At 38.4% G+C, this 24981-nt stretch carries 21 protein-coding genes and 3 pseudogenes; 12 read left to right on the top strand and 12 right to left on the bottom strand.

Going from position 1 to position 24981, the window contains the following annotated elements; genetic code table 11:
- The 5 genes and pseudogenes from WAX46_RS05835 to WAX46_RS05855 form a co-directional block, all read right to left on the bottom strand.
- A pseudogene (locus WAX46_RS05835) lies at positions 1-126 on the bottom strand (IS3 family transposase); the annotation flags it as partial.
- A 206-nt stretch (positions 127-332) separates the two neighbouring features.
- A pseudogene (locus WAX46_RS05840) lies at positions 333-512 on the bottom strand (D-ribose ABC transporter substrate-binding protein); the annotation flags it as partial.
- A gap of 103 nt (positions 513-615) precedes the next feature.
- Positions 616-1758 carry a Ger(x)C family spore germination protein gene (locus tag WAX46_RS05845; protein ID WP_226567748.1) on the bottom strand — a complete coding sequence of 381 codons (1143 nt, stop codon included), beginning with the start codon at positions 1756-1758 and terminating at the stop codon, positions 616-618.
- Positions 1748-2845, bottom strand: a complete 1098-nt coding sequence (locus tag WAX46_RS05850; protein WP_336493492.1) for a GerAB/ArcD/ProY family transporter — start codon at positions 2843-2845, stop codon at positions 1748-1750. Before WAX46_RS05850 ends, WAX46_RS05845 begins: the two co-directional genes overlap by 11 nt.
- A complete protein-coding gene (locus WAX46_RS05855; RefSeq protein ID WP_226567746.1) occupies positions 2835-4316 on the bottom strand; it encodes a spore germination protein in 1482 nt (493 codons plus the stop codon). The genes WAX46_RS05850 and WAX46_RS05855 overlap by 11 nt, the downstream gene beginning before the upstream one ends.
- 737 nt (positions 4317-5053) lie before the next feature.
- Here WAX46_RS05855 and pgsB point away from each other — a divergent pair.
- Genes pgsB through WAX46_RS05875 form a run of 4 tightly spaced genes read left to right on the top strand, consistent with a single transcriptional unit; the run spans position 5054 to position 8046 of the window.
- Positions 5054-6235, top strand: coding sequence for a poly-gamma-glutamate synthase PgsB (gene pgsB, locus WAX46_RS05860; RefSeq protein WP_226567745.1), 1182 nt, complete (start codon positions 5054-5056; stop codon positions 6233-6235).
- 15 nt (positions 6236-6250) lie between these two features.
- A complete protein-coding gene (gene pgsC / locus WAX46_RS05865) occupies positions 6251-6700 on the top strand; it encodes a poly-gamma-glutamate biosynthesis protein PgsC (RefSeq protein ID WP_226567744.1) in 450 nt (149 codons plus the stop codon).
- Positions 6701-6718: 18 nt separating this feature from the next.
- Positions 6719-7885 (top strand): CapA family protein, encoded by a 1167-nt coding sequence (locus tag WAX46_RS05870; RefSeq protein ID WP_336493493.1) that lies wholly within the window; start codon positions 6719-6721, stop codon positions 7883-7885.
- Positions 7882-8046 carry a hypothetical protein gene (locus tag WAX46_RS05875; RefSeq protein WP_226567742.1) on the top strand — a complete coding sequence of 55 codons (165 nt, stop codon included), beginning with the start codon at positions 7882-7884 and terminating at the stop codon, positions 8044-8046. Before WAX46_RS05870 ends, WAX46_RS05875 begins: the two co-directional genes overlap by 4 nt.
- Positions 8047-8161: 115 nt before the next feature.
- Here the strand turns inward: WAX46_RS05875 and WAX46_RS05880 are convergent.
- The 3 genes and pseudogenes from WAX46_RS05880 to WAX46_RS05890 all read right to left on the bottom strand — a co-directional run.
- Positions 8162-8357: pseudogene (locus tag WAX46_RS05880) on the bottom strand (transposase); the annotation flags it as partial.
- A 19-nt stretch (positions 8358-8376) separates the two neighbouring features.
- The gene (locus WAX46_RS05885) at positions 8377-9246 is read right to left on the bottom strand and encodes a Cof-type HAD-IIB family hydrolase (protein ID WP_336493494.1); all 870 of its coding nucleotides are present in this window, start codon (positions 9244-9246) and stop codon (positions 8377-8379) included.
- Positions 9247-9401: 155 nt separating this feature from the next.
- On the bottom strand, positions 9402-10367 hold the full coding sequence (locus tag WAX46_RS05890) for an LCP family protein (protein WP_226567740.1): 966 nt from the start codon (positions 10365-10367) through the stop codon (positions 9402-9404).
- Positions 10368-10894: 527 nt separating this feature from the next.
- Here WAX46_RS05890 and WAX46_RS05895 point away from each other — a divergent pair.
- Positions 10895-12292 (top strand): bifunctional glycosyltransferase family 2 protein/class I SAM-dependent methyltransferase, encoded by a 1398-nt coding sequence (locus WAX46_RS05895; protein ID WP_226567739.1) that lies wholly within the window; start codon positions 10895-10897, stop codon positions 12290-12292.
- On the opposite strand, the gene WAX46_RS05900 is transcribed toward WAX46_RS05895, so the two are convergent.
- The 3 genes from WAX46_RS05900 to WAX46_RS05910 form a co-directional block, all read right to left on the bottom strand.
- Positions 12284-12445, bottom strand: a complete 162-nt coding sequence (locus WAX46_RS05900) for a Ger(x)C family spore germination C-terminal domain-containing protein (protein WP_226567756.1) — start codon at positions 12443-12445, stop codon at positions 12284-12286. The genes WAX46_RS05895 and WAX46_RS05900 overlap by 9 nt on opposite strands.
- Positions 12446-12535: 90 nt before the next feature.
- Positions 12536-13723: a CDP-glycerol glycerophosphotransferase family protein gene (locus WAX46_RS05905; RefSeq protein ID WP_226567738.1), complete on the bottom strand. Its 1188-nt coding sequence runs from the start codon at positions 13721-13723 to the stop codon at positions 12536-12538.
- Positions 13724-13734: 11 nt separating this feature from the next.
- Entirely contained in the window at positions 13735-14505 is a 771-nt protein-coding gene (locus tag WAX46_RS05910; protein WP_336493495.1) for a WecB/TagA/CpsF family glycosyltransferase, read from the bottom strand.
- Between the two features lie 366 nt (positions 14506-14871).
- On the opposite strand from WAX46_RS05910, the gene tagD reads away from it, so the two are divergent.
- The 6 genes from tagD (at position 14872) to WAX46_RS05940 (ending at position 22580) form a co-directional block, all read left to right on the top strand.
- Entirely contained in the window at positions 14872-15261 is a 390-nt protein-coding gene (gene tagD / locus WAX46_RS05915) for a glycerol-3-phosphate cytidylyltransferase (RefSeq protein ID WP_008343212.1), read from the top strand.
- 80 nt (positions 15262-15341) lie between these two features.
- Positions 15342-17330 carry a glycosyltransferase gene (locus tag WAX46_RS05920; RefSeq protein WP_226567736.1) on the top strand — a complete coding sequence of 663 codons (1989 nt, stop codon included), beginning with the start codon at positions 15342-15344 and terminating at the stop codon, positions 17328-17330.
- A 38-nt stretch (positions 17331-17368) separates the two neighbouring features.
- Positions 17369-19567, top strand: coding sequence for a CDP-glycerol glycerophosphotransferase family protein (locus WAX46_RS05925; RefSeq protein WP_226567735.1), 2199 nt, complete (start codon positions 17369-17371; stop codon positions 19565-19567).
- 142 nt (positions 19568-19709) lie between these two features.
- Positions 19710-20537: an ABC transporter permease gene (locus WAX46_RS05930; protein WP_226567734.1), complete on the top strand. Its 828-nt coding sequence runs from the start codon at positions 19710-19712 to the stop codon at positions 20535-20537.
- A 19-nt stretch (positions 20538-20556) separates the two neighbouring features.
- On the top strand, positions 20557-22158 hold the full coding sequence (gene tagH, locus WAX46_RS05935) for a teichoic acids export ABC transporter ATP-binding subunit TagH (RefSeq protein WP_226567733.1): 1602 nt from the start codon (positions 20557-20559) through the stop codon (positions 22156-22158).
- Between the two features lie 284 nt (positions 22159-22442).
- Entirely contained in the window at positions 22443-22580 is a 138-nt protein-coding gene (locus tag WAX46_RS05940; protein WP_312887862.1) for an IS3 family transposase, read from the top strand.
- A 53-nt stretch (positions 22581-22633) separates the two neighbouring features.
- Here the strand turns inward: WAX46_RS05940 and galU are convergent, their stop codons facing one another.
- A complete protein-coding gene (gene galU / locus WAX46_RS05945; protein ID WP_226567732.1) occupies positions 22634-23515 on the bottom strand; it encodes a UTP--glucose-1-phosphate uridylyltransferase GalU in 882 nt (293 codons plus the stop codon).
- A 274-nt stretch (positions 23516-23789) separates the two neighbouring features.
- Here galU and wecB point away from each other — a divergent pair, with 274 nt between their 5' ends.
- Positions 23790-24929: a non-hydrolyzing UDP-N-acetylglucosamine 2-epimerase gene (gene wecB / locus WAX46_RS05950; RefSeq protein WP_226567731.1), complete on the top strand. Its 1140-nt coding sequence runs from the start codon at positions 23790-23792 to the stop codon at positions 24927-24929.
- Positions 24930-24981 lie beyond the last annotated feature (52 nt).

The raw sequence follows: 24981 nt of genomic DNA on the forward strand, positions 1-24981 counted from the left end.
TGTCTGAACCTGCGTCTTATTCTTGATATTCAATTCCTGCATGATCTCTTTCATAGGTACACCTGCCAATCTCATTTCTACAGCCTTCTGTTTGACTTCAACTGGATAACTCACTCTTGTCCCCATAAAAAAAACACCTCCATGTTTTATTTCGGATCACAACGGTCCGTTTTCAAACTTGAAGGTGTTTTTTATTTGTCTCATCTTAGGGGGTCAGTCCCTTCTGTGTTTATTTTTTTGTTACGACGAGAATGTCTTTTCCAGAGATTTGAATCGCCTCTAAAGCCTTTCCCGCGTTCACATGTGGCGGAAGCTCCTGGAACGCCTTCTCATTCAGCGACCCGCCCCTCTGCCTAGCTTGTCGATGATAAATTCAGTCTGCCATTTCACCGCCTTTGACGTTGCAGAGGCTACAAGTGCTTCCACCTTTCTGCTGAACGGTCCAATGTGATGACAGGTATATTTGAAGCATTCGCTGATTCGACAACTGTTGAAATCGCAGAAGAATCAGCTTCGTCTTTGTGTAACCGTTTACACGCATAGATTATCACGAAATTATAGAACTGACAATCTTGAAAAATATAAAAAGAAAAGAAAGATGACTTCTTCCCTTTCTTAGCTAGTAATACCTGTTTGTTTAATGTTCACTTTGATTTTTGGAATAATTTTCACCTTTGGATAATCGTTGACCCAGTTCATTTTCATATACTCATCATAATGTCTTACTCGGTATTTTCTGCCAAGACTTAGGACATCAGAGTTTGCTTCTTGCAAAGCAGCAACGACTTTTTCAGCTTCTTTTGTCAAAATGACTGAAAGTCTTTTGTTGAGCATTTGGATGTTCTTATCTGTATCTAGGTTATCTTTCGGGTACTCTAGCACAGATGTCGTGAATTCATAATTGAGAAAGAATGTTAAGTCTCGGTGATCAGGATTGACAATCTTGATGTCTCTCTTTGAGTCAGTTACTTGAATGGTGATGTAATTGCTCTCTTTTGATTTCATATCACTTCCGACTTTTTTTGTGAAATTTGCATATCTCCCCATTTTGTTGTCCATCACGGTAAGCAGGATCGCATCTTGACCGTACAGTTCGCCTTTCTTTTTATCATTATTAAATAGGGCTACACCTTTTACACGAATTAATTGCTTCGATTGATCGAAGTGAAGTAAAGGCAGTGTTAAGTCCTCTCCAGTTTGGAGCATTTTAGACCGGACACTTTGAATGTTTTTGGGTGAAACTTGTGAGGAACGTGAAGCAGTGGTGATTAAGTTATTTAAATAGTCGCTCACAATGAGCTTTTCCTTGAGCAGCTGGTTGATCACATCCACACAGCTTCCACCTTGTACCAAAGCGAGATTTGCAAGTAAAGGACTTTTGGGGTCACGGTAAAACATATCTAAGTAAGGGAGAAGGCGTTGTTGAGCAAATTCATCGCCGATCAGCATGACCTGCATTTTCGACATATCAATTTTTTGGTCGACAATTCGGCTAAAGTTGGTTCTTGCTTTTCTTAAAGTCGGTGCTTCAGTTGAGAGAACAGTGGTTGAATAGTTGCCTGTATTTTCTTGTTCCATGCTTTGAGACTGCTGCACCTTTCGGTAGGTAATTGAGAATTCCGCATTGTCATCTTCTCCTTGGTCAATAGCTGAAGTTAAGACAAGAGAGATGTTTTTTAACAAGGTCTGATCCCAGCAGCCAGGCATGAATATAAGGGAAATACATATAAGCAGTGTCAGTATGGACTTATGACGCATGTGATTTCACCTTCCCTTTGCGATGTTTAATCAAGATGATAATGGCCATCATGATCGGAAGTGTATAAATAACTGAATATTGAGAAAAAGTCGTAAACTCATTAAAGCGCTTAATTCTAAAATTATCGTCTGCGAGAAAACAGCTAGCGACATAGATCAAAATGGCAATATAATAGACATATTTTTTATGATCTGTTTTTTTTAAAATACTGGATAATCCATTTGCGCAAAAGTAGAGATAATTGCTGAGTGTGGCAAGAATGTTAAACACCCAAAAACTGAGAAAAATTAAATCTGTTCTTTCAATTACACCGAATGAAATGGTCTTTAATAGATAAAGAACAGGGTGGGGAATGATATTAAGCTCAATTGGGCTGAAAAACATAAAACAAATTAATGTGATAATTAAGTAGTAAAGGGTTGTGCATATATTTGAAATGGTCATCACCTTATACCGTTGCTTAATGGAGCCCTTCATAAATGGAGAGATGATGAGGATCATCTCGAATCCATTCAAGGACAGAACCACGTCCTTCAACCCAAGCTGAAATTGAGAAATATTTGTTTGGAAAAAAGGCATAATGTAATCCATATTCGTTCCTTTTACTGCATAACACATCAATAGAGATAGCATGAGCAAAAAGGGAGTCAAAATAAAGTTAAACCTGACAATTGCTGTGATTTTTTCCTTTGCAATGTAGATAATGCATATCATCATCAATAAATTAATGACCCAATTTGGCGTAAGCGGCAGCACCCATATTCCAAGAATTCTAGTGAAAATCGATAGAACAGCAATGCAGACTGAGGCGAAGTATACTGTATAGAGTACGATCAAGAACCGACCGATCCATTTTCCGAACACGTCGATTAACGTTTGAAAAAACGATGTGTCAGGATATTTATGAATGATGTAAATAAAAATGGTGTTGATGATTTGGATGAATAATCCGGCTAGAATAATGGCCATCCACCCATCGTGACCCATGTCTTTCATGAGCAAATGGGGAAGTACTAAAATACCAACACCAATTTGAGATTGAATGATGAAAAAAACAGCTTGAGGTGGAGATATTTTATTTTCCATTTTCCTTTTTCCACCCTCTCAAATTTTCGATTTGTCTTTTCTTTTGCGGATTTAAATAAACAGGGCGCATTTTGTACATCCCCATCGGTAATCGAATGATCGTGTCTTTTAAGTCCTGCCAGTTAAATGGAGCAACTGGTGATAAGTAAGGCACTCCTAGTGATTCAAGGCGGCATAAATTCATGAGTACGATGGCCAGTCCGAATGAAATGCCAATAAAACCAAACATTGATGCCATGAACATGAGCGGGAAACGTAGCACTCGAATGGTTGACGTCATTTCAACGGATGGGAGGACAAAGGAAGCCACAGCTGTTACTGCAACGACAACAATAAGGACATTGGAAATGAGACCTGCTTGTACAACGGCATCCCCAATGACCAACCCCCCTACAATTCCAATCGTCTGACCGATGGGTCTTGGCAGACGTACCCCCGCCTCCCGTATGAGTTCAATGGTGACCCCCATCAGCATTGCTTCTATTAATGGAGGGAAAGGGATACCGATAATTGAATTTTTCATCGTAATCGCTAATTCATCTGGAATGACCTCATAATGAAAGGTAATAACAGCGATATAAAGAGATGGCAAGGTAATGGCGATGATAAAGGAAAAAAAACGAAGAAAACGAATAAACGTAGCTGGAATCCAGCGGCTACTATAATCATCAGGTGATTGAAAGAAACTAAAGAAAGTGATAGGCAGAATAATGGCCATAGGACTACCATCCATCAGCACCACAATTCTCCCTTCAAGGATTGCAGATCTCACCTTGTCAGGGCGCTCTGTATCAATAAGCTGCGGAAAAATAGAGAATGAATCATCCTCAATGGCCTCTACGACTGAGCCAGGGCTTAGCAGCGTGTCTACTTTAATAGAAGTAATCCGTCTGTTTACCTCTTCTACCTTTTCTGGATTAGCGATATCAGAAATATAAATCGTCGCAAGTTTTGTTTCCGATTTTGTACCGATCTTATGATATTGGATCGCGAGCTTTCGATCATTTAAGTGTGAACGCAGTAAATAGATATTGGTATCTATACTCTCAACAAATCCATCATGTGCACCTGCAATAGTGCTTTCAGAAGAAGGCTCAGAAATAGATCGCAGCGGCGGCTGCCCGACGGCAAATAATTTGATCTGAGAGGCATTTTCATCAAGAAAGGCAATACTTCCTGCAATAATACTGTCGGTGATCAGCGTCAAATCACCGGTTTCAAGTGTACTAAGAGATTTTACGTAGTCTTGCTTTCCTGCAGGACCTAACAAGTTGCCGATCATGAAGTCATTTAATTTACTTTCATCCACTCTTGTTTTAATAAAAAACAGTACTGATTTTGTGCCATTCACCATTAACTCTCTGTATTCAAAATCGTCACTTTGCTGAAATATCTTTTTCAGGATCCGAATTTTCTCCTCAAAGCTGCCTGATAAAAAGTGCAAGCGTGTTTGCTCATTGGTGTTTGGCATCTTTAGCCTCCTCTCACAGGTTTTTTAACCATAGTGTAAGCAGAGAAGCTAATTTTATGCGCTACCTTTAGGGAAGACATGAGCCGACAAGTTTCAACTAAATCATATTAAAATGTTAAGAAATGATGAATCTTGATAAAAACAAATGAATAATGTTTCATTGTTTAGGTCATAAGGAGGGAAAAATGTAAAGATGAGATGTAACGAAATGATCATTTTTTTACATAATAAACCATTTTTTTGTGACCTAGAAATAAGCAGATTACTTGATTTTCCTAGAGGTGACCTTTGTCGTAGGTCAACGCGTAGCGTTCTGATCACTGAGGATGACTTTCTAACCTGTTCATTCAAAAAACGAAAAAATTCCAAAACACGTACTATTCATTTAAAGCACTGATATGACTGATTTTATAGAATGAAAGTGTATTTAAAACAATGATCAAAATACATTTTAATCATTGTCAAAAAATTTAGGGAGAAAAGTACAGAAGATTTTTCAATGATTGATGATAGCGCTTTCTCTTGTGTGAGGCAGAAACTTAGGCTAAATTTTGTCCGCCTTTTGTCCTTGTCATTTGAGAGAAAGCTAGGCAAATTCGGCTTCTGATTAGAGGATTTTGTCATACGGGAAAGTGAAAGAGTATGTTACATAATACCGATTGTGATTTTATGCTGAACAGATATACTGATGATTGAATTTACATATCACACTCATAAAAAAGGAGATGTAGATAGCGATGTGGTTAATCGTTATAGCCTGTGTCATCATGTTAGGGGTTGGCTTTATTGAAAAGAAGCGTCATCAGAAAAATATCGATGCCCTGCCGGTGCGCGTTAATATTAATGGTATTCGCGGAAAGTCCACCGTTACAAGATTGACAACCGGTATTTTAATGGAGGCAGGTTATAAAACTGTCGGCAAAACAACGGGAACGGATGCAAGAATGATTTATTGGGATACGCCAGAAGAGAAACCGATTAAAAGGAAACCGCAAGGACCGAATATCGGAGAGCAGAAGGAAGTGATGAGAGAAACAGTTGAAAGAGGAGCAAATGCCATCGTCAGTGAATGTATGGCGGTAAATCCAGATTACCAAATTATCTTTCAGGAAGAACTGCTTCAAGCGAATATTGGCGTGATCGTAAACGTTCTTGAAGATCATATGGATGTGATGGGGCCAACTCTTGATGAAATAGCAGAAGCTTTTACAGCCACAATTCCTTACGATGGACACTTGGTTATTACGGATAGTGAGTATACGGATTTCTTTAAAGAGATTGCGAAAAAACGCAACACTGAGGTCATTGTTGCAGATAATTCCAAGATTACCGATGAGTATTTGAGGAAATTTGAGTACATGGTTTTCCCAGATAATGCTTCACTTGCACTTGGTGTCGCTCAAGCATTAGGGATTGATGAAGATACGGCATTCAGAGGAATGCTAAATGCGCCGCCTGATCCAGGAGCGATGAGAATTCTTCCATTAATGGACGCAAAAACACCTGGACACTTTGTAAATGGATTTGCGGCAAATGACGCAGCATCTACATTGAACATTTGGAAGCGTGTGAAGGAAATTGGATATCCGACAGATGAACCAATTATTATCATGAACTGTCGTGCGGATCGTGTAGATAGAACGATCCAGTTTGCGGAAGATGTTCTTCCTTATATTGAAGCAAGTGACCTTGTCTTAATTGGTGAAACGACTGATCCAATTGTGAAGGCATTTGAGGAAGGGAAAATTCCCGCTGACCACTTACATAACCTTGAATATCAATCTACAGAACAAATTATGAACATGCTTGAGAGAAAGCTTCATAATCGAGTGGTTTATGGAGTCGGCAATATCCATGGCGCCGCTGAACCTTTAATCGAAAAAATTCAAGAATACAAAATTAAGCAGCTTGTCAGCTAGGAGGAAATATAGAAAATGTTCGGATCAGATCTTTATATCTCGTTAATTTTAGGTGTTCTACTTAGTTTAATCTTTGCAGAAAAAACAGGAATTGTACCAGCTGGATTGGTTGTCCCAGGTTATCTGGCGCTTGTATTTAACCAGCCAGTCTTCATTTTAGTCGTCTTATCTGTGAGCTTGCTTACGTATGTTATCGTTCGCTTTGGTTTATCGAAATTTATGATTTTATACGGACGAAGAAAATTTGCTGCGATGTTAATTACAGGGATTTCCTTAAAGCTCATATTTGATTTCTTCTATCCAGTCGTTCCATTTGAAATAGCAGAGTTCCGCGGAATCGGGATCATCGTACCTGGATTGATTGCGAATACGATCCAAAAACAAGGTCTTACAATTACCCTAGGAAGCACGTTACTTCTAAGTGGTGCAACATTTGCCATCATGTATGTTTACTATCTATTTTAAGATAAGGTGTGTTCAATAATGAATAAAAAATTGAGCTTTCAGGAAAAACTGCTGAAAATCACAAAGAATCAAAAGAAAAAGACGAATAAACATGTACTGATTACTTTACCGATCGTCATTGCATGTACATTTCTATTTACATTTATAGGGAAAGCACAAGTGCCCACTGTAGAAAAGATTCCAGAAAACATCCTGACCGCTTCATTTGTCGGCGATATTATGTTTGGTCGAAATGTAGAGAAAGTGACAGACCGCTATGGAAAAATGCATCTCTTTCGCTATGCGAAACCATATTTTGATGTATCAGAATATGTAACAGGTAACTTTGAGCATCCAGTTGCCTCAGATAAGGAGCAGGCGGTGCAAAAAAGTATTCACTTAAGAACAGATGAAGAGTCTGTCCAAGCGTTGAAAGACTTGAATTTCTCTGTACTAAACTTTGCGAATAACCATGCGGCAGACTATGGTGAAAAAGGATTGAACAATACGATCAATGCCTTTGAAAAAGCTGATATGGTTTACACAGGAGCAGGACGTAACCTCCAAGATGCGAAGCAGAACATTTCGTACAAAGAAGTGAACGGTGTGAAAATCGCTACAATTGGTTTTACAGATGTCTATGGGAAAGATTTCAGAGCAACGAATCGCAAGGCAGGTATTCTGCCAGCCGATCCATCTATCTTTATTCCGATGATTTCTCAAGCTGCTGAAAAGGCAGATATCGTCGTTGTTCATGCTCACTGGGGACAGGAGTACAACAATGGAGTAAATGACAGACAAAGAGAATTGGCAAGGGCGATGTCAAATGCTGGTGCTGATATTATCATCGGTGCACACCCGCACGTCCTGGAGCCGATGGAGATCTACAACGGAACGGTGATCTTCTATAGCTTGGGGAACTTTATTTTTGACCAAGGCTGGTCAAGGACACGTGATTCTGCGCTTGTTCAGTATCATCTAAATAAATACGGAAAAGCCACATTTGAAGTGGTGCCAATGTATATTAAAGAAGCAACACCTGCTCCAGTAAAGGCTGGGTCTCTTGAATCCAAATCAATCATCCGTCAGCTGACCAATGGCACCAATGCGAAGTGGAAAGAAAAAGACGGACACATTTTCTTTGAAGTGAATCATGCAGATAAAGTTCAAACATTAAAAGAAAACGAAGGGAAGGATAATAAATGAAATTCCTAAAAGCAATCTGGCCATTTGTTGCGTTAATTTTAGTATTTGTCTTTATGTCTGCTTTTAAATTAAGTGAAAGCCTCACAGATCATGAAAAGCAAAAGATCTCTGTTGAAATGCAGAAGATCGAGCAGCAAAAGCAGTCGAAAGCGAGTAAATAATCAAGTCATGGTGATAAGAGCACGCCTTTAGTACTCTCAGACCGTAGACAAACCCCACCTTTACTTCAAGTAAAGGTGGGGTTTTCACTTATTTTGATAAAATCGATCAGTTGTCTTACGCTGGACATGGTCCTTTCCATGTCCAGTTTGCTAGCTTTCTTGAGATTCATGGCAACGAAAGTAAGTATCGCCTGCATTAAAACTTTTTTCAGTCCACGAAGTTTCGTCCAACGCATACCATGCTTTTCTTTTGCATCCGCAAAAATGCGTTCAATCGTTTCTTTACGTTTTGCGTAGATGTTCTTATTCACTGGACTTCTCTAGGCGCTATCAGACAAGCGTCTTTTGGTTTTGTAAAAGCAGATCAATAAAATAGGCGACGCCATCCTCATGATTGTCTTTTGTGATATAGGTGCTCTTGTCTTTAATAACATCCACTGCATTTCCCATCGCAATTCGGTGACCTGCTTCCTCAAACATGGATAGATCATTTGGGCTGTCACCAATCGCATAAATATAGGAGCGGTCTACGCCATAATGGGCTGCAAGCTTTTTGAGAGCATGTCCTTTCCCTGACTCTTTGGGTATTACCTCAATAATATGTTTTCCAGACGAGGTTAAAGACAGTTCAGGCATTTCCGCAAGAAGGTCTCGTGCTTTCTGTAACTTGTTCATATCAAATGAAAAGCAGAGTAATTTATAAGTCGCCTCATTCGACTCAAAAATCTGGCAGATGTCATCTACTGGTTTGATGCCAAATTGTTTAAATTGAGTCATTGCTCCTTCCCATAAATCAGCTACATCCTCATTTGGATTTGCGCTTTTGATCACATCAAACTCTGCTTTCAATTTCTCTTTTCCATCAAATGGGGAAAGGAGAGCATCGTCAGTATATACCTCGAAGTAAATATTCCGTTCCATTAATACTTTTGCCGCACGCTTCCCAGCTTCTTGGTCAAGTGTCATTCTGCTGAAGAGCTGATATCCCTCAGTATGCACTGTACCTCCGTTTGCCGCAATAATTGGAATGTCCAAATCACCAAGAAGGTCCTTCACGTCAAAAGTGGCCCGTCCTGTACAAATTGTGACAATATATCCAGCTTTCTTTGCACGAATCAATGCCTGCCGGTTTTGAGCAGAAATTTCACTTTTTGTATTTAAAAGTGTGCCGTCTAAATCAATCGCAATCATTTTTTTCATAGCTGTCAAATCCTCCTTCATTCAGTATGTGCGATTTCCTTTATTCTCATGAAAAAGTGAGGATATTTGATTCCTCTCTCTATCAAGGTTAAACAAAAATGTCCAAATGATCAATGATGATATGAGAAAAAGCGCCCTAAATGGACGCCTTCTGTTTATGATAATTCAAGGTGCTGCTTCAATTCAGCCTTTACTTCATTTAGTTGATTTTGATCCAATTGGAAATAATAAACGTCGTTTGGCTGATAGTCAGATCCTTTTAGCTGAATGGTATCAGCAGATTTCAATGTAGTCAGAAGCGGTATGAGCCCGATTAATTCTTTCATTGAAAGGTTGGTTGAGACATTATCACCGAGCGTGTCAATGATATTGTCATATGACGGAATGGACGTTAATGACTTTGATTTATCAAAAATGGCTTCTAATACTTCCATTTGACGCTGTCCCCGCATTAAGTCATTATCTGCTTTTCGCGTTCTCACATATGCGAGAGCTTGATCACCATCTAGCGTATGAGTTCCTGTTTGAAGCACAATTTTACCTTTTGTATCTTTTTCAATCTGTTTGACAAGATATTCATCCTTAATGTTAATAGACACACCGTTTAATTCATTCACGACCTCCTTAAATGCTTTGAAATTACTTTCAATGACAAAATCGACAGGAATATCTAGTAAATTCTCAACTGTACTCACCGTTAAATCTGCCGCGCCAAATGCGTGTGCGTGTGCAATTTTGTCATAACCATGATCTGGAATATCCACATATGAGTCCCTTGGAATGCTTAAAAATTTAATGGTTTTATTTGTGCGATTCACCGTCACCAAGACATTTGCATCGCTTCGTGCCTGTTCAACGGTTTCACCGGGTCTGCTGTCGATTCCAAGCAGCAAGACAGAGAAGCTGTCTTTTCCAGGATCGAATGCTTCGATTCGTTTGACAGATTGTGCGCCTCGCTCTAGAGATACTTGTGCTTTTTTCGCAGCAGTTGTCAACTTATAGTAGGCATAGCCTGTGACAGAAGCGGTTGCCAGTAAAAGAATACCAAATAGAAAAAGAGTGACTTTCACCCATGGTTTTAAACGGTTTTTCCCTTTGTGTCTGTTTCGTGATTGATCCATATTTTTTAGCCCCTCGCATATGATTTTTATAGTAAAGGTATCCTTATATACCTTAAAACGGTATATAGTGCAACATTTCTTTTATCAACGCTTAATTGACGTTTCCTTGTCGTAAAAAGTTTCAATGAAACGAAAATGAAATATATTTGTCATAAAACATTGAAATGTTTGAAAAGAAAGGAAGTGAGGAAAATGATTTTTCATAGGGAAATATCCAGTAAACACAGACTATAGTGGGGTTATAATGACGAAAAAGCAAATGGATCGGCATAGTGGCCTTCTTCATTGTGAAATATTTAGTGAACGAAACAAAAGGAAAAAGTCTTGAAAGAATTGAAGAAGATTTAAAAAAGAGAAGCCGTACTGTCGTAAATGATGAAGGAGAAACGGTATAAAAAGGACAGCTGCCGTATGTAGCTGGTTTTCCTTTTCAAACAAACGTTTAATGAAGAAAGGATATCTCTCATCTTCTGAACGTGCTGGATATGACATACATATGGAACAGGCGGGCGAAAGGTGGAAATGAGATGAAAGGAAAAACAAGTATTGTTATGCTGACGTACAACGAACTGCATTTAACCAAAAAATGTATCGACAGCCTCAAGCAGCATACCCGATGTGACCAATATGAACTCATCATCGTAGATAATGCCTCAACAGACGGAACAAAGGCATATGTGCGAGAGCTAGAAGATATCATTTTTATTGAAAACGAAGTAAATCAAGGCTTTGCAAAGGGCTGTAATCAAGGAGTGAAAAAAGCGACAGGAGACAGTATTCTCTTTTTAAATAATGACACGATGGTCACTGAAAACTGGCTTTCTCCATTAAGAGAGGCATTATTTGCATCAGAACGTATTGGAATGGTGGGACCTGTCTCCAATTATGTGAGTGGTCCTCAAATGGTCCAGCCGTCGTATACAGATGTGAAGGACCTTCCTGCCTTTGCTAAGGAATATACAGCTGCGAGAAAAGGTCAGAGGACGTATGTGCACAGACTTGTTGGTTTTTGTCTGCTAGTGAAAAGAGAGCTGATTGAGGATGTCGGGTTATTTGATGAGCGGTTTGTGTATGGGTCATTTGAGGATGATGATCTTTGTTTACGTTCGTTGCTGAAGGGATATCAGTTGCAAATCGTCCATGATTCATTTGTCCATCATCACGGTCATGCAACCTTCCATGCGCATCAAGAAACGAATATCTCTACATTTTTTGCAGAGAACAGGCTTCGGTTTTTAAATAAATGGGGCATTGATTTAAATCTCATGACCCCTCATCCATATTTTGCAGCACTGTTGCCTCGAAAGGCCGCAAGTGTGCTGGATGTGGGCTGCGGTGCAGGCGCAACAGGGCTTGAACTCATCAATCGGCAGCCTGTTGACATGTACGGGGTAGAGCCGGATTCACTAAAAGCGACGATCGCAAAAGCATATTATCAAGAAGTCAAAGAAGTGAAAGTAGATGAGTACCCTTGGTCAGAGAAGGAAGCCTTTTTTGATGCAGTCATATTTTCTGATGTATTAGAGCATGTGTCAGATCCATGGCAAATCATTGCACAAGCGCACAATTCTTTAAAGCCAGGTGGCGTCATCATTTGCTGCTTGCCTAACATGATGCATGCGGAGGTGCTCCTTCCATTAATGACAGGGGATTTTACGTATCGAGATGTAGGGATTTTAGATCGAACGCATATGAGATTCTTCACACCAAAAACGATGCGTGCACTATTTCCAGACCATTTGTTTGATCGCGTGATAGAACAACAAATTAATGTACAGATTGATCAAACCGTCCAATTGTTTTTTGACGAAGTAGCGAGAGTCGGAGAGTCACTTGGCTTTCAAACAAAAGCTTTATCTGATCAAGTAACACTATATCAGCTTCTGATTGTGGCACGTAAAAAAGGAGGCACCCCTTCACGGTAACCGCCTTTTTGCTGCGCCTTCTGCACCGAAGTTCAAAATGTCGCCTTTTACATCATAATGAATATCAGCTTCTTGAAATAGCATGTCCCACTCGTCCCGATGCTGATCCCAAAAGTCAGGATACTTGATGCGCACCTGACGACTTAAAAAGATAGGATCAACTCTGGTCGTTCATGCACGAATACTAACTATACGCTCTATTATGATATCCAAGTTTATAACAAATAAAAAACGTCCGGCTTCCTAATAAGAAGCAGGACGTTTTTTGTGTAAGAGCTGCTGTTCTATAAATGATAAGAGCTGCTCACTTGATTGGCCCTTTGAATATTGGTTCCACTCCTCAGCAAAGGTTTTTAATGTATCTCGATTTTCTGATTCGTTTAGATGTAAAAGCTCCTTCAAGAGCATGTCTTGAGTCACGCAAGCCTTCCCTGGGATCATGTCTTCATAATGATCGACTAAGCCCCGTTTCTTTCGATAAATCTCTAGGTCATAAGTGAAGAACAAAACAGGCTTTTGGAGCAGCGCATATTCAAACACAATCGACGAATAATCCGTAATCAGGACATCACAAGCACAGAGTAAGGGATAGAGCGGCTGATCGGACACATCAAATATCCACTCACCATCTGTTTCTGTTTTCGCTAGATGTTTGACCGCAGGATGAAGCTTGACGAGTATAATGTAGTCGCCACTGAGCTCTGTCTGCAATTGCTCTTTTGAAAAGGGCAAAACAAGGCCATCCATAGCAAAATCTCGATAGGTCGGCGCATATAGTAGGACTTTTTTACCTTTCGGACCATCGTTCGCCTCAAAGAAAGACGAACACTGATCATAGTACACATCCGTGAGTGGAACACCTGTTGGTAAAAACCGTTCATCATTGATCCCAAATGATGTCTTGAACATCTCACGCATATGATCTGAGCCCGTGACGATATAATCGAAAGACGAATAGACCCGCTTGAAGCGTTCGATATCACGTGGACTCCGGTTAAGATTTGAAGCATCTTCAAGACCAAACTTTTTCAAAGCGCCATTGGCATGCCACACTTGAATACAGGTTGTAGAAGGACGGTTTCTTAGCACGCTTGTCATGAGAAAGTAATTATCCGTCACGACGACTTTGCTTTTCAGCATCGTATAGATACATCGAATAAGATGAAAGGGATTTTTTTCATGAAAATAGCGAGATGACAGGAGAGGCCCGTCCTTTTCTATTGCGGAAGCATGCTTCGTATAGAGGACAGTCAGCTTCATCGTCATATTCACTTGTTGTTGATAGGTATTAATGAGAGCAGTTGTATTCTCCTGGAATGAAACAAGCAGCGTCACCTGATTTTCACACGGTTTCACGCCGCTCATTAGCCATCCAATAAAAGAAACGAAAGCTGCATAACATGAGATGATCATTGAGCGTATATTCATCATTTGTCAGTCTCTCACAGATGTTTCGTTTGATCCTTTACTTGCTCAGGATAGTAACGTTTTTTTTCTTTGTTTTCTTTTAGAACGGCAAAGGCGTACTTGGGAACATTTAGCATTCTTTTCCATCTCCACGGATTGACAATCAGTCTGTACAGCCATTCCGTATTTGTCTTGATCATCCAGCGTGGTGCACGCTTTACCGTTCCGCTAAATACATCAAAGCTTCCGCCTAAACCGATGCAAACAGCTTGCGGGAATAAATGTTGGTATTCATAAATGAAGTTCTCCTGGTTTGGATATCCTAAAGCAACGAACACCATATCTGCTTTCGAGCGTGCAACTTGTTTTGCCACAAAACGTTTATCGGCTTGATAGCCGTCACAGCTGCCTGCAATGACCACATTTGGATATTCCGTATCAATCCGCTGTTTGACAGCCTCAAGTACTTCTTTTTTTGCACCATATAAAAAGATTCTTTTAGACTGCTTGTTTGCAAGATCAAGCATAGACATGAAAACATCAAAGCCTGCAATTCTTGATTTAAGCGGACTTTGTGTCATGCGTGACATCAACACGACGCCTACACCATCCGGCAATACATAATCTGCAGATGAAACCACTTGATGGTAAGCGTCATCCTTCATGACTGCATAGCCAATCTCGGGATTAACCGTCGCAATCATGGCGCCTCTTTTCTGAGAAATATGATGCTGGTTTATATAGCTGATAAATTCATCTAAGTCGCCGTTTACATAAGAAAGGTTAGACACCACTTCTGTTTGCATTGTTTAGACCTCCTTTTTCAACTTGTTATCTATAATCATTCATTGTAAATTCATTCTTAGCCTACTCATCATTTTATCACAGTTGCTCCATGAATGATTAACAATAACTTTACAATTCTTTAAATTTCGTGACATTTTCATAAATTCATATGGTGAAAAAAAGCGTGAAACATTGAGTTTTCGGACTTTTACTATCCTATCCATTAAAATGGAAATAGTGTGTCTTTACATTTTCTTAACCTTTCATAGGCATTGTGATATAATGAGTTTCCATAGAGCGAAAAAACGACCGAAGATAATAGGATAACGGATAAACATTACTGCTTGAAGAATAAATAAGGATGAAAGAAAGGAGTTTAGTTTGCAATGAAGAAAGTTATTACTTATGGTACATTTGATTTATTACACTGGGGGCACATTAAGTTACTGGAGCGTGCAAAACAGCTCGGAGATTACTTAGTGGTGGCCATCTCTACAGACGAGTTTAACTTACAAAAGTCAAAAAAGGCTTATCATAGCTATGAGCATAGAAAGCTGATTTTAGAGACAATTCGTTATGTAGATGAAGTCATTCCAGAAAACAGTTGGGATCAAAAAGTCCGTGACGTGCAAGAGCATGACATTGATGTATTTGTTATGGGAGATGACTGGGAAGGTAAATTCGACTTCTTGAAAGAGCATTGTGAAGTCGTTTACTTGAAGAGAACGGAAGGGATCTCTACAACACAAATCAAGGAAGAAATTGCGGGACTTTAATATTTTAACATTGTACTTCTTACCATGGTAAGAAGTACTTTTTTAAGTTAGTGTTAGTGACTAAAAAAGGAGACTTCAAGTTGATTACTAATTTCTTAAGCAAATTGAAAAAGGTTAACGTAAACTATACCAATTTATCAGAAGTAAAGCTCCCAGATATGGAATATTACTTTATTAGTGGATTAATTCCTTTTAACTTTGGAGGATTAACAAAGTCACTTTTACTGAGAATGAAAATGTTTGGAGAAGTAGGTGTCAATACAACATTTGTGACATATAGGTTTGACCCGAATTTTAAATTTAAATTGGATCAAATTATTCGACAAAAAATGATTGATCCCTCAAAATCAACTATCCTTAATATGATAGAGGACTTCCTTATTCCAAATAGTGGAAATAAGAGGGTTTATGAGGAATTTGCTGTAGGTAAAAAAGTGGTGAACATAAATGATATTAATATAATAGAAAATGAAATTCGCACAAAAAAATATGACGAGTTTCCATCGTTAATACAATATATTGATGTTCTAAACGAAGCAGGACATATCATTAAGCGTGAAGAGTATAATGTGGATGGCGCTTTATGTAGAATTATGTACTATCTGCCGGGTAAAGAAGCCCCTTACCATGAGGAATATGTGAAAAATCACAACGAGATATACCTTGAAAAAATGTTTAATACCCTTAAGAAAAATAACCCTACAATTAATATTAATTGGTATAGTAACAACGGCATCAAATCTTTTAATAGAAAAACAGACTTACGTCAGTATTGGATCGAGTTTATACAAAAACGTAATGATCAAAAAAAGTTCTTCCTTGTAGACAGCCGTCATCAGGATGAACATTTATTTAGGGTGAAGAAAGATTCAACTTCTTATTATGCAGCTTTTATTCATAGCCGTCATTACTCGGACACTAAGTATAAACTCCAAAAAAGGTTTGAAGAATTATGTAAGCATATTGGATTGGGAAAGATTGATTGCGTGTTTTTTATTACAGAAGATCAAAAAAAAGATTTTGGAGATTTCTTGGGTAAACAGCATTGTTTTTATTTTACACCTCACACACACAAAAAAGGATTCCATCCCGAATTATTAAGAGAAGAGGTTGACCATAAAAAGGCAGTGATTATATCTAGACTAGTACAAGAGAAGAATTTAACAGATGCAATTAAAGCATTTAGAATAGTTGTAGACCATTTACCTGATGTTCGTCTAGAGATATTTGGATCTGGAGAAGAAGAAGAAAAACTGCAACATCAGATTTGTAGCTTGAATTTAGAAAATCATGTTTTACTTAAAGGGTTTACCGCAGATCCTGATAAAGAGTTTCAAACAGCAAAATTTTCCATTTCAACGTCACACTCAGAAGGTTTGCCTTTATCTATTATAGAATCAATTTACAATTATTGCCCTGTTGTTTCATATGATTTTGATTACGGTCCTAATGATTTGGTACATAATGGTGTTAATGGATTTTTGGTGAAACAATATGATGTACAAGAATTGGCAGATAGAATGATTACTCTTTTTCAGGAGAAAAAGAAATACCTAAAAATGGTTAAAAATTGTCGACCAATTGCTGAGAAGTATTCACATAATAGCTATTACTACCATTGGGAGAAGGCACTTAACGAGGTAGTATATAATAGGCCAAAAGTGGAAAAAATAAAAAAAACACTTGAAAAAATCACATGCAATATTAATGATGTGATAGTAGATCAAAGTAGATTGATTTTGTTATTTGAATGGAATCAAAAAAATATAGATTTGAATAAATATACAGCTGAAATAGTAGGCATAGATAGACGTCATAGTGCTGAGTTATTAGCGGCTCAGATCACTGATAATAAGGTGGAGTTTAATTTACTAGACACAAAACTCAAAGAAAAATTGAAGTGTTATGATACAGAGTATGTTGATTTTTACATGAAGATGCACGATCGAGATGAGGAACATATTGAAGCCTTTAAAAGACTCTCATTGAATGAAGAAGTTGAATTTGAAAAGATTAATCATCGTATATCCTATGCAACAGTAAATGGGGATTATTCATGGAAATTATAATGCAGTGTGATATTTTTAGAAGAGGAGAATACTAATTAATGATTGAAGAAACTACTCAACGGCATTGTAAGGTTGAAAGTATGCAAAGACATCACAAAGAAATTGAGATGTTAATTAGTATACAGGAACAATCTCCATTAGAAGGTAAAGAGTTCTTCCTATTAATCAGAGAGAGAAATTCTCAATATGAAAAATATCTTCCTCTTTATCATTCAAGTGAAAATTTATACAAAGTAACTCTGAATGAAGCGTCTCTACAAAATCCAAATGAACAAGGTCAAAGATATAATTTATATGTAACTAATTTTAATGAACAAGAATTAGGTGAAATGAAGTATGCTGATTTCACAATAGATCCTACTAAATTAGAAGAACATCATTTTTACATGAAACGACTAAAAGTAAATGTCGCTATGCCGGAAATCACATTTATAGTGAATGATCAGAGTATGTTGATTATTGCTCCATATTGCACCGACAAAGGAAACTTGTCCATTAAAGTAAAACGTGAAATGAAAATTGTGCGATTTAAGAATATTAGCCTTTTAGACAATCGGGACCTTCTTTTGTCTGGATATACAGGTGTTTTAAGTGCAGAAAAGCCCTATAGGATTAAAAATATTCAATTACTTATCAGGCAGAATAAAGAACCGATCCATGAATATCGTTTTCCCGTTTCGATTCGAAAGAAAGATATGGAAATAGAGGGACATCAACCAATACCTGAATTATATCTATTTGAATCAACATTTTCATTAGACGAGTTGGCTTTCTCTTTAAAAGAGCGGTACGTTTATGATTTTTATTTGGAATTTATTTGCGAAGCAAATGGGATCGAAGAGACTTTAACAACACCATCTCTTGTGCTTGGAGATCGATTTAATAAATTAAAAGGTTTTGTCCAAATACAAAAAAAGAACGATATCCCGGTTCGATATGAAGTGTACCGAAAGAAAAAGCGACAAACACTGGGTATCCGAATTAATGATTACACAATCAAAACCCGTGCGAAGTACTATGTCAAAAGCAAGTGGAAGAAATTCAAAAAGCAAATCGGCAAAATCAAAAAAGTCCGTAACCGTCTTGTGACGCGAACCTTCCAAACGACCTTTAAGCTAGCAAGTAAATTGTCAGTAAAAAAGAAAACCGTTGTTTTTGAAAGCTTTAATGGGAAACAATTCAGTTGTAACCCACGTGCTATTTATGAGTATATGAAAGAACATCACCCTGAATATACGTTGATCTGGAGCGTTAAAAAAGGTCATGAAGTACCATTTAAAGAAAAGGGCATCTATTATATTAATCGTTTGTCATTCAAATGGATTTTTGCCATGGCCAGAGCGGAATATTGGGTCGTAAACAGCCGTCTCCCACTTTGGGTACCAAAGCCTGATCATACAACATACTTACAGACATGGCATGGTACACCGTTAAAACGACTTGCGATGGACATGGACGAAGTGCATATGCCTGGAACGAACACGAAAAAATACAAAAAGAATTTCACGAAAGAAGCATCGAATTGGGATTATCTCATTTCTCCTAATGCATACTCGACGGAGATCTTTATGCGTGCCTTCCAATTCCAAAAGACGATGATTGAATCAGGATATCCAAGAAATGATTTCCTTCACAATCAAAACAATGAAGAAACGATGAGAGCACTCAAGAAAAAAATGAATCTGCCGCTTGATAAAAAATTGATCTTATATGCACCAACATGGAGAGATGACCAATTTTACAAAAAAGGCCAGTACAAATTTGATTTAGACCTTGACCTGCATGAGCTAAGAGCATCTATAGGGGAAGAATATATCATTATCCTACGTATGCACTATCTAGTAGCTGAGAACTTTGATTTGGGTCCTTATGAAGGCTTTGCCTATGACTTCTCTCATTACGAAGACATCAGAGACCTTTATATGATTTCTGATCTACTCATAACAGACTACTCATCTGTGTTCTTTGATTATGCAAACCTCAAACGTCCGATGCTGTTCTATGTACCAGACATTGAGACATATCGTGACAAACTAAGAGGCTTCTACTTTGACTTTGAACAAGAAGCACCTGGCCCGCTTGTGAAAGAAACAGCAAGTGTCATTGACTGGGTTCGAGAAACAGAACAACCAACCTTTACATTACCAGCGTCATTCGCTCCGTTTTATGATAAATTCTGCTACTTAGAGAGCGGTGAGTCATCGAAGCAAGTGGTTGAAGTTGTGTTTGAAAGTTAAATAAATCACAATAAAGGCTTGCAGCTTAGCTTGTAAGCCTTTTAACATGATATAAAGTGAAATATTCCTCAACATCTGTTACAATTATGAGCGGTGCTTTTAATTTTAATGGTACTCAAAATTTTTTCTAAGGAAGATAACAATGAACGCAATGTTGACAATATTGAAGGAGCAAATTAGCTCATTTTCGCTGATTATGCGACTTGCTGTTTATGAAACAAAATCAAAATATCAGATGAATTATTTGGGTGTTTTGTGGCAGTTTTTAAATCCATTAATGCAGATGCTGGCTTACTGGTTTGTTTTTGGTCTGGGAATTCGCGGGGGACAGCCAATTGTTATTGGAGACATGGAGGTTCCGTTTATCATCTGGATGCTTGCAGGATTAATACCATGGTTCTTCATTAGTCCAACGATTCTTGATGGATCAAACAGTGTGTTTAAACGCATTAATATGGTATCGAAAATGAATTTTCCGATTAGTGCGCTGCCATCTGTGGTGATTATGTCCAACTTGTTCAGCTATTTTGTCATGATGGGTGTCTATCTGATTGTGCTGATTTCCTATGGCATTTATCCCGATGCGCATTGGCTACAATATATATACTATCTTATTTGTATGATCGCGTTTATGTTTTCGTTTAGTTTGTTTAATTCAACCATTAGCGTACTCGTGAGAGACTATCAATTTCTTTTACAATCAGTGACACGCTTACTTTTCTTTTTGCTACCGATTTTTTGGAATATCTCAGAGAAGCTTACTGGAGACAAGGCGTGGATTGGAGATATTTTAAGACTGAATCCTCTTTTCTACATTATTGATGGTTTCAGAAATAGCCTGTTAAAGGGAGATTGGTTCTTTCATGATGTGAAATATACGCTTTATTTTTGGATGATTACCCTTCTTCTCTTAACAGTCGGTTCATTGCTTCATATGAAATTTAGGGATAAATTTGTCGATTTTCTTTAAAAAGTAAGGAGATTATACGATGAAACTAAAGGTTTCGTTTCGAAACGTATCCAAGCAGTACTTTCTATATAAAAAGCAGTCAGATAAAATCAAGGGACTGTTTTTTCCTAATAAAAATAATAAAGGTTTCTTTGCTGTTCGTGATGTGTCCTTTGATGTATATGAAGGTGAGACGATTGGTGTTGTTGGGATCAACGGGTCTGGAAAATCAACCATGTCGAACCTTCTAGCGAAAATTATTCCCCCGACAAGTGGTGAAATTGAGATGGACGGCCAGCCTTCGTTAATTGCCATTGCGGCAGGTCTGAACAATCAATTAAGCGGTAAAGACAACATTCGATTAAAGTGCTTAATGATGGGGCTGACGAACAAGGAGATAGACGATCTTTATGAAAAAATCGTCGAGTTTGCAGATATTGGCGACTTTATCGATCAGCCTGTAAAGAGCTATTCAAGCGGGATGAAGTCCCGTCTAGGATTTGCCATTTCAGCACATATTGATCCAGATATCCTCATTATTGATGAAGCGTTGTCTGTTGGTGACCAAACCTTCTATCAAAAATGTGTGGATCGTATCACAGAATTTAAAGAACAAGGAAAAACGATCTTTTTTGTCAGTCACTCCATTAGCCAAATTCAAAAAATCTGTGACCGGGTCGCTTGGATGCATTATGGCGAGCTTCGGATGTTTGATGATACAAAAAAGGTCGTGAAAGAATACAAAGAGTTTGTTGATTGGTTTAACAAGCTGTCCAAAAAAGAGAAAAAAGAATATCAATTGGAACACAAGGAAGGTCGAAAAGGTGTACAAAAGACTGAAAAGTTCTCTCGTTATAATGAGAACCGGAAACGACGTTCATTTTTGGGACCAGCGTTTCAAGTGACAATTTTAGCGGTCTTGACCATCTTGCTTGCCCTTTCTATGTTTTCGGATCGTCCGCTTCGTACGCTGGCGACATTTGGTGTCATTTCATCAGATAAAACAGAGGCGCCTCAGTCAACGAGCCCTGAGAAGAAGGGTGCGTCTGATATGAAAAAGGTTGATCAGCAGGCTGTTGTCACGGCAGATCCAATGACGGTTTATAAAGATCAAGCCATGGAGAAAAAGGCAGATGTCTCTCTACCTTTTGGACAAGCGGTACAGGCTGTGGCTGAAAATAAACAAACCGTTCAAATCAAAACAGCGACAGAGACGTATTTTGTGAAACCTGGTGCGCTTCAAAACGCAGATAAATTGAAGCCATTATCCATTGGACCAGAACAGTTCAATTCCTACTTATCACCCGCATCAGCAGGTTCGTACGAGTACTTGCTTTCTTTTCTTGGGAAAGAGGAATCTGTGCTTAAACAAAGAATGCAAACGCTGAGCTCGGTCAAAAGTGAACAAGGTGAAACCATTGAGCGACTGACAACTGAGAAAACCGATTATGTGATTCAAAATGAGCAGGCGAATGCGATTGTGTTCCGTGAGATCATGCCAATTTCTCCTTCAGCACTGGGGCTAACAGAACAGAATGTCTGGATGAATGAGAAACAAACGAAATTCGCAGTAAAGGGCGAAAACAAACTGTTCGTCATTGATAATGAACAGCATACACTGACCATTTCAGCAATCAAATAAAATGAAAAGCTGCACGATGTGATATTATCTGATATGATCCCCTCTAAGTAGAAAGTGTAAAAAGCCCAATATTCATAATCGGCTGTAACATTATAATCCTAAGCCTATCTTTAAAAGTGTGGAAGAAGAAAGAGATTATTTAAAGGCACAGGTAAGCGTTATCCAAATCTTCACGGGGAGGACGGATTTTGAAGACTGCACGGTTTGAAGCTGTTCATGAATTAAAGAGCCTTTATTCGTTGACATGGCTGGTGTATCCATGGCGTAAGAATCAAAGGGTTTGAATCGAATTATTTTTCTCTCATCTCAAAACACTTCACAAGAGCATAGAAGATTACATTCAATTCTATAATCACGATCGATTCCAGAAAACATTAAACCAGTGTGCTCCGGTAGAATACCGTCACACACTGGCTACTTAGGCTTTTTATATGTGTCTACTTGACAGGGGTAAGACCAATGTCGGTAGCTTTTTTCATTTGACTTCTTCTTTTTCAAGAAGCTGTTTCATAAATGGAATCAGTTTCCTTTTCAACTCTTCATCCTGAAGGGCAAACTCTAGCGTCGTTTCGATGAAACCTTGCTTTTCGCCGACATCATATCGTTTTCCTTCAAAATCATAGGCAAATACGCGCTGAATGTCATTTAGCTTTTGAATGGCATCTGTCAGTTGAATTTCTCCGCCTGCACCAATCTCTTGTTGATCAAGGTACATAAAGATCTCTGGCGTGAAAATGTAGCGCCCTAATATGGCTAAATTTGATGGTGCTGTTCCTTGCGGCGGCTTTTCAACAAAGTTTTTTACTTGGTAGCGGCGTCCTTCTTGGGTAAGAGGGTCAATGATCCCGTAGCGATGCGTATCGCTGTCTGCTACCTGCTGAACGCCGATCACAGATGAAAGTGTTTTTTCATATTCATCCATTAGCTGGCGAAGGCCAGGTGTTTCGGCTTGAACAATGTCGTCGCCTAGTAAAACAGCAAAAGGTTCATCGCCGATAAAGTTACGGGCGCACCAAACGGCGTGTCCAAGTCCTTTAGGTTCCTTTTGACGTATGTAATGAATGTCAGCAATATTAGAGGACTTTCTCACCTTTTCTAAAAGCTCGCTCTTTCCTTTTTCCTCTAGGTTGCGCTCTAGTTCTGGCGCAAAATCAAAATGGTCCTCGATGGCTCTTTTCCCTTTTCCAGTCACAATAATAATGTCTTCAATTCCTGATTCAACAGCTTCTTCAATGATATATTGAATGGTTGGTTTATCAACGATTGGTAGCATTTCTTTAGGCATGGCCTTTGTTGCAGGGAGGAAACGTGTCCCAAGACCTGCAGCAGGTATAATGGCTTTACGTACTTTTTTCAATGAATTTTGCACCTTCCTTACATATAGAAAAAATGATTTGATTTCATTTTTCATCTTTCATAAAGTGTAACTTACAAATGATAGAAATGACAAATGGTTTACGAAAAATGCATGAGCTGATTTAAAACCTATTTGTAAAGAACTTGTGTAAATATTCATGTTGAAAAGAGTAAAGGCGATGTAAAGATTACCGAATAGAATGATTAGGATTCGATTCTATTCTTTTGTATAATGAACAACATACGATAATTGAGAAGGAAAGAGGCATAAACAAGTGAAAAAACTAAATGTAATGACTATTTTCGGTACGAGACCTGAAGCGATCAAAATGGCTCCACTTGTTCTTGAACTTAATAAACACCCACAAATAAATTCAGTTGTAACTGTAACAGCTCAGCATAGAGAAATGCTTGATCAAGTGCTGAAAGCCTTTGTTATCAAGCCCGATCACGATTTAAATATTATGAAAGAACGTCAAACATTATCTGAAATCACATCAAATGCACTGTTGAAATTAGATCAATTATTCAAAGAGGAGAAGCCTGATATTGTGCTTGTTCATGGAGACACAACGACAACCTTTGCGGGAAGTTTGGCTGCTTTTTATCACCAAATTTCAGTTGGTCATGTCGAGGCAGGCTTAAGAACACACAATAAGTATTCACCATTCCCAGAGGAATTGAACCGCCAAATGACTGGAAACATTGCTGATATTCATTTTGCGCCTACACATGAAGCGAAGCAGAATCTTTTAATAGAAAATAAAAAAGAAGAAACTATTTTTGTGACAGGAAATACCGCTATTGATGCTCTGCAAACAACTGTCACAGACCAGTATCAGCATCCAATTCTAGAGAAAATCGGCACAGATAAAATGATCTTGTTAACAGCTCACCGCAGGGAGAATCTTGGCGAACCAATGAAAAACATGTTTAGAGCGATTAGACGAGTTGTAGAAGAGTTTGAAGATGTTCAGGTCGTATATCCTGTTCACTTAAATCCTGCCGTTCGTGATGCGGCACAGACGGAATTCAGTGATCTTGATCGTGTGCACTTAATTGAGCCGCTTGAAGTGGTTGATTTCCATAACTTTGCTGCTGCCTCACACTTTATTTTAACGGATTCAGGAGGTGTTCAAGAGGAGGCGCCATCTTTAGGGAAACCAGTTCTTGTACTGCGTGATACAACAGAACGTCCAGAAGGCGTGAAAGCTGGTACGCTCAAGCTCGCAGGGACAGATGAAGACACTATTTACCAAATGGCAAGAGAGCTGCTAGAAAACCAGCAAGAGTACGACAAAATGTCGAAGTCTTCTAATCCATATGGTGATGGACAAGCGTCGAAACGAATCGTCCAAGAGCTCCTTCATTGTTTTGGATTCAGTGAAGAAAAGCCAGTCCCATTTACATCATAAAAAAGAAGACAAAGGGCTAAAACAACATCTTAGCCCTCTGTCTACGGTTTGA

The sequence above is a fragment of the Bacillus sp. FJAT-53060 genome (genome assembly GCF_037104745.1).
Lineage (GTDB): Bacteria > Bacillota > Bacilli > Bacillales > Bacillaceae > Bacillus > Bacillus stratosphericus_B.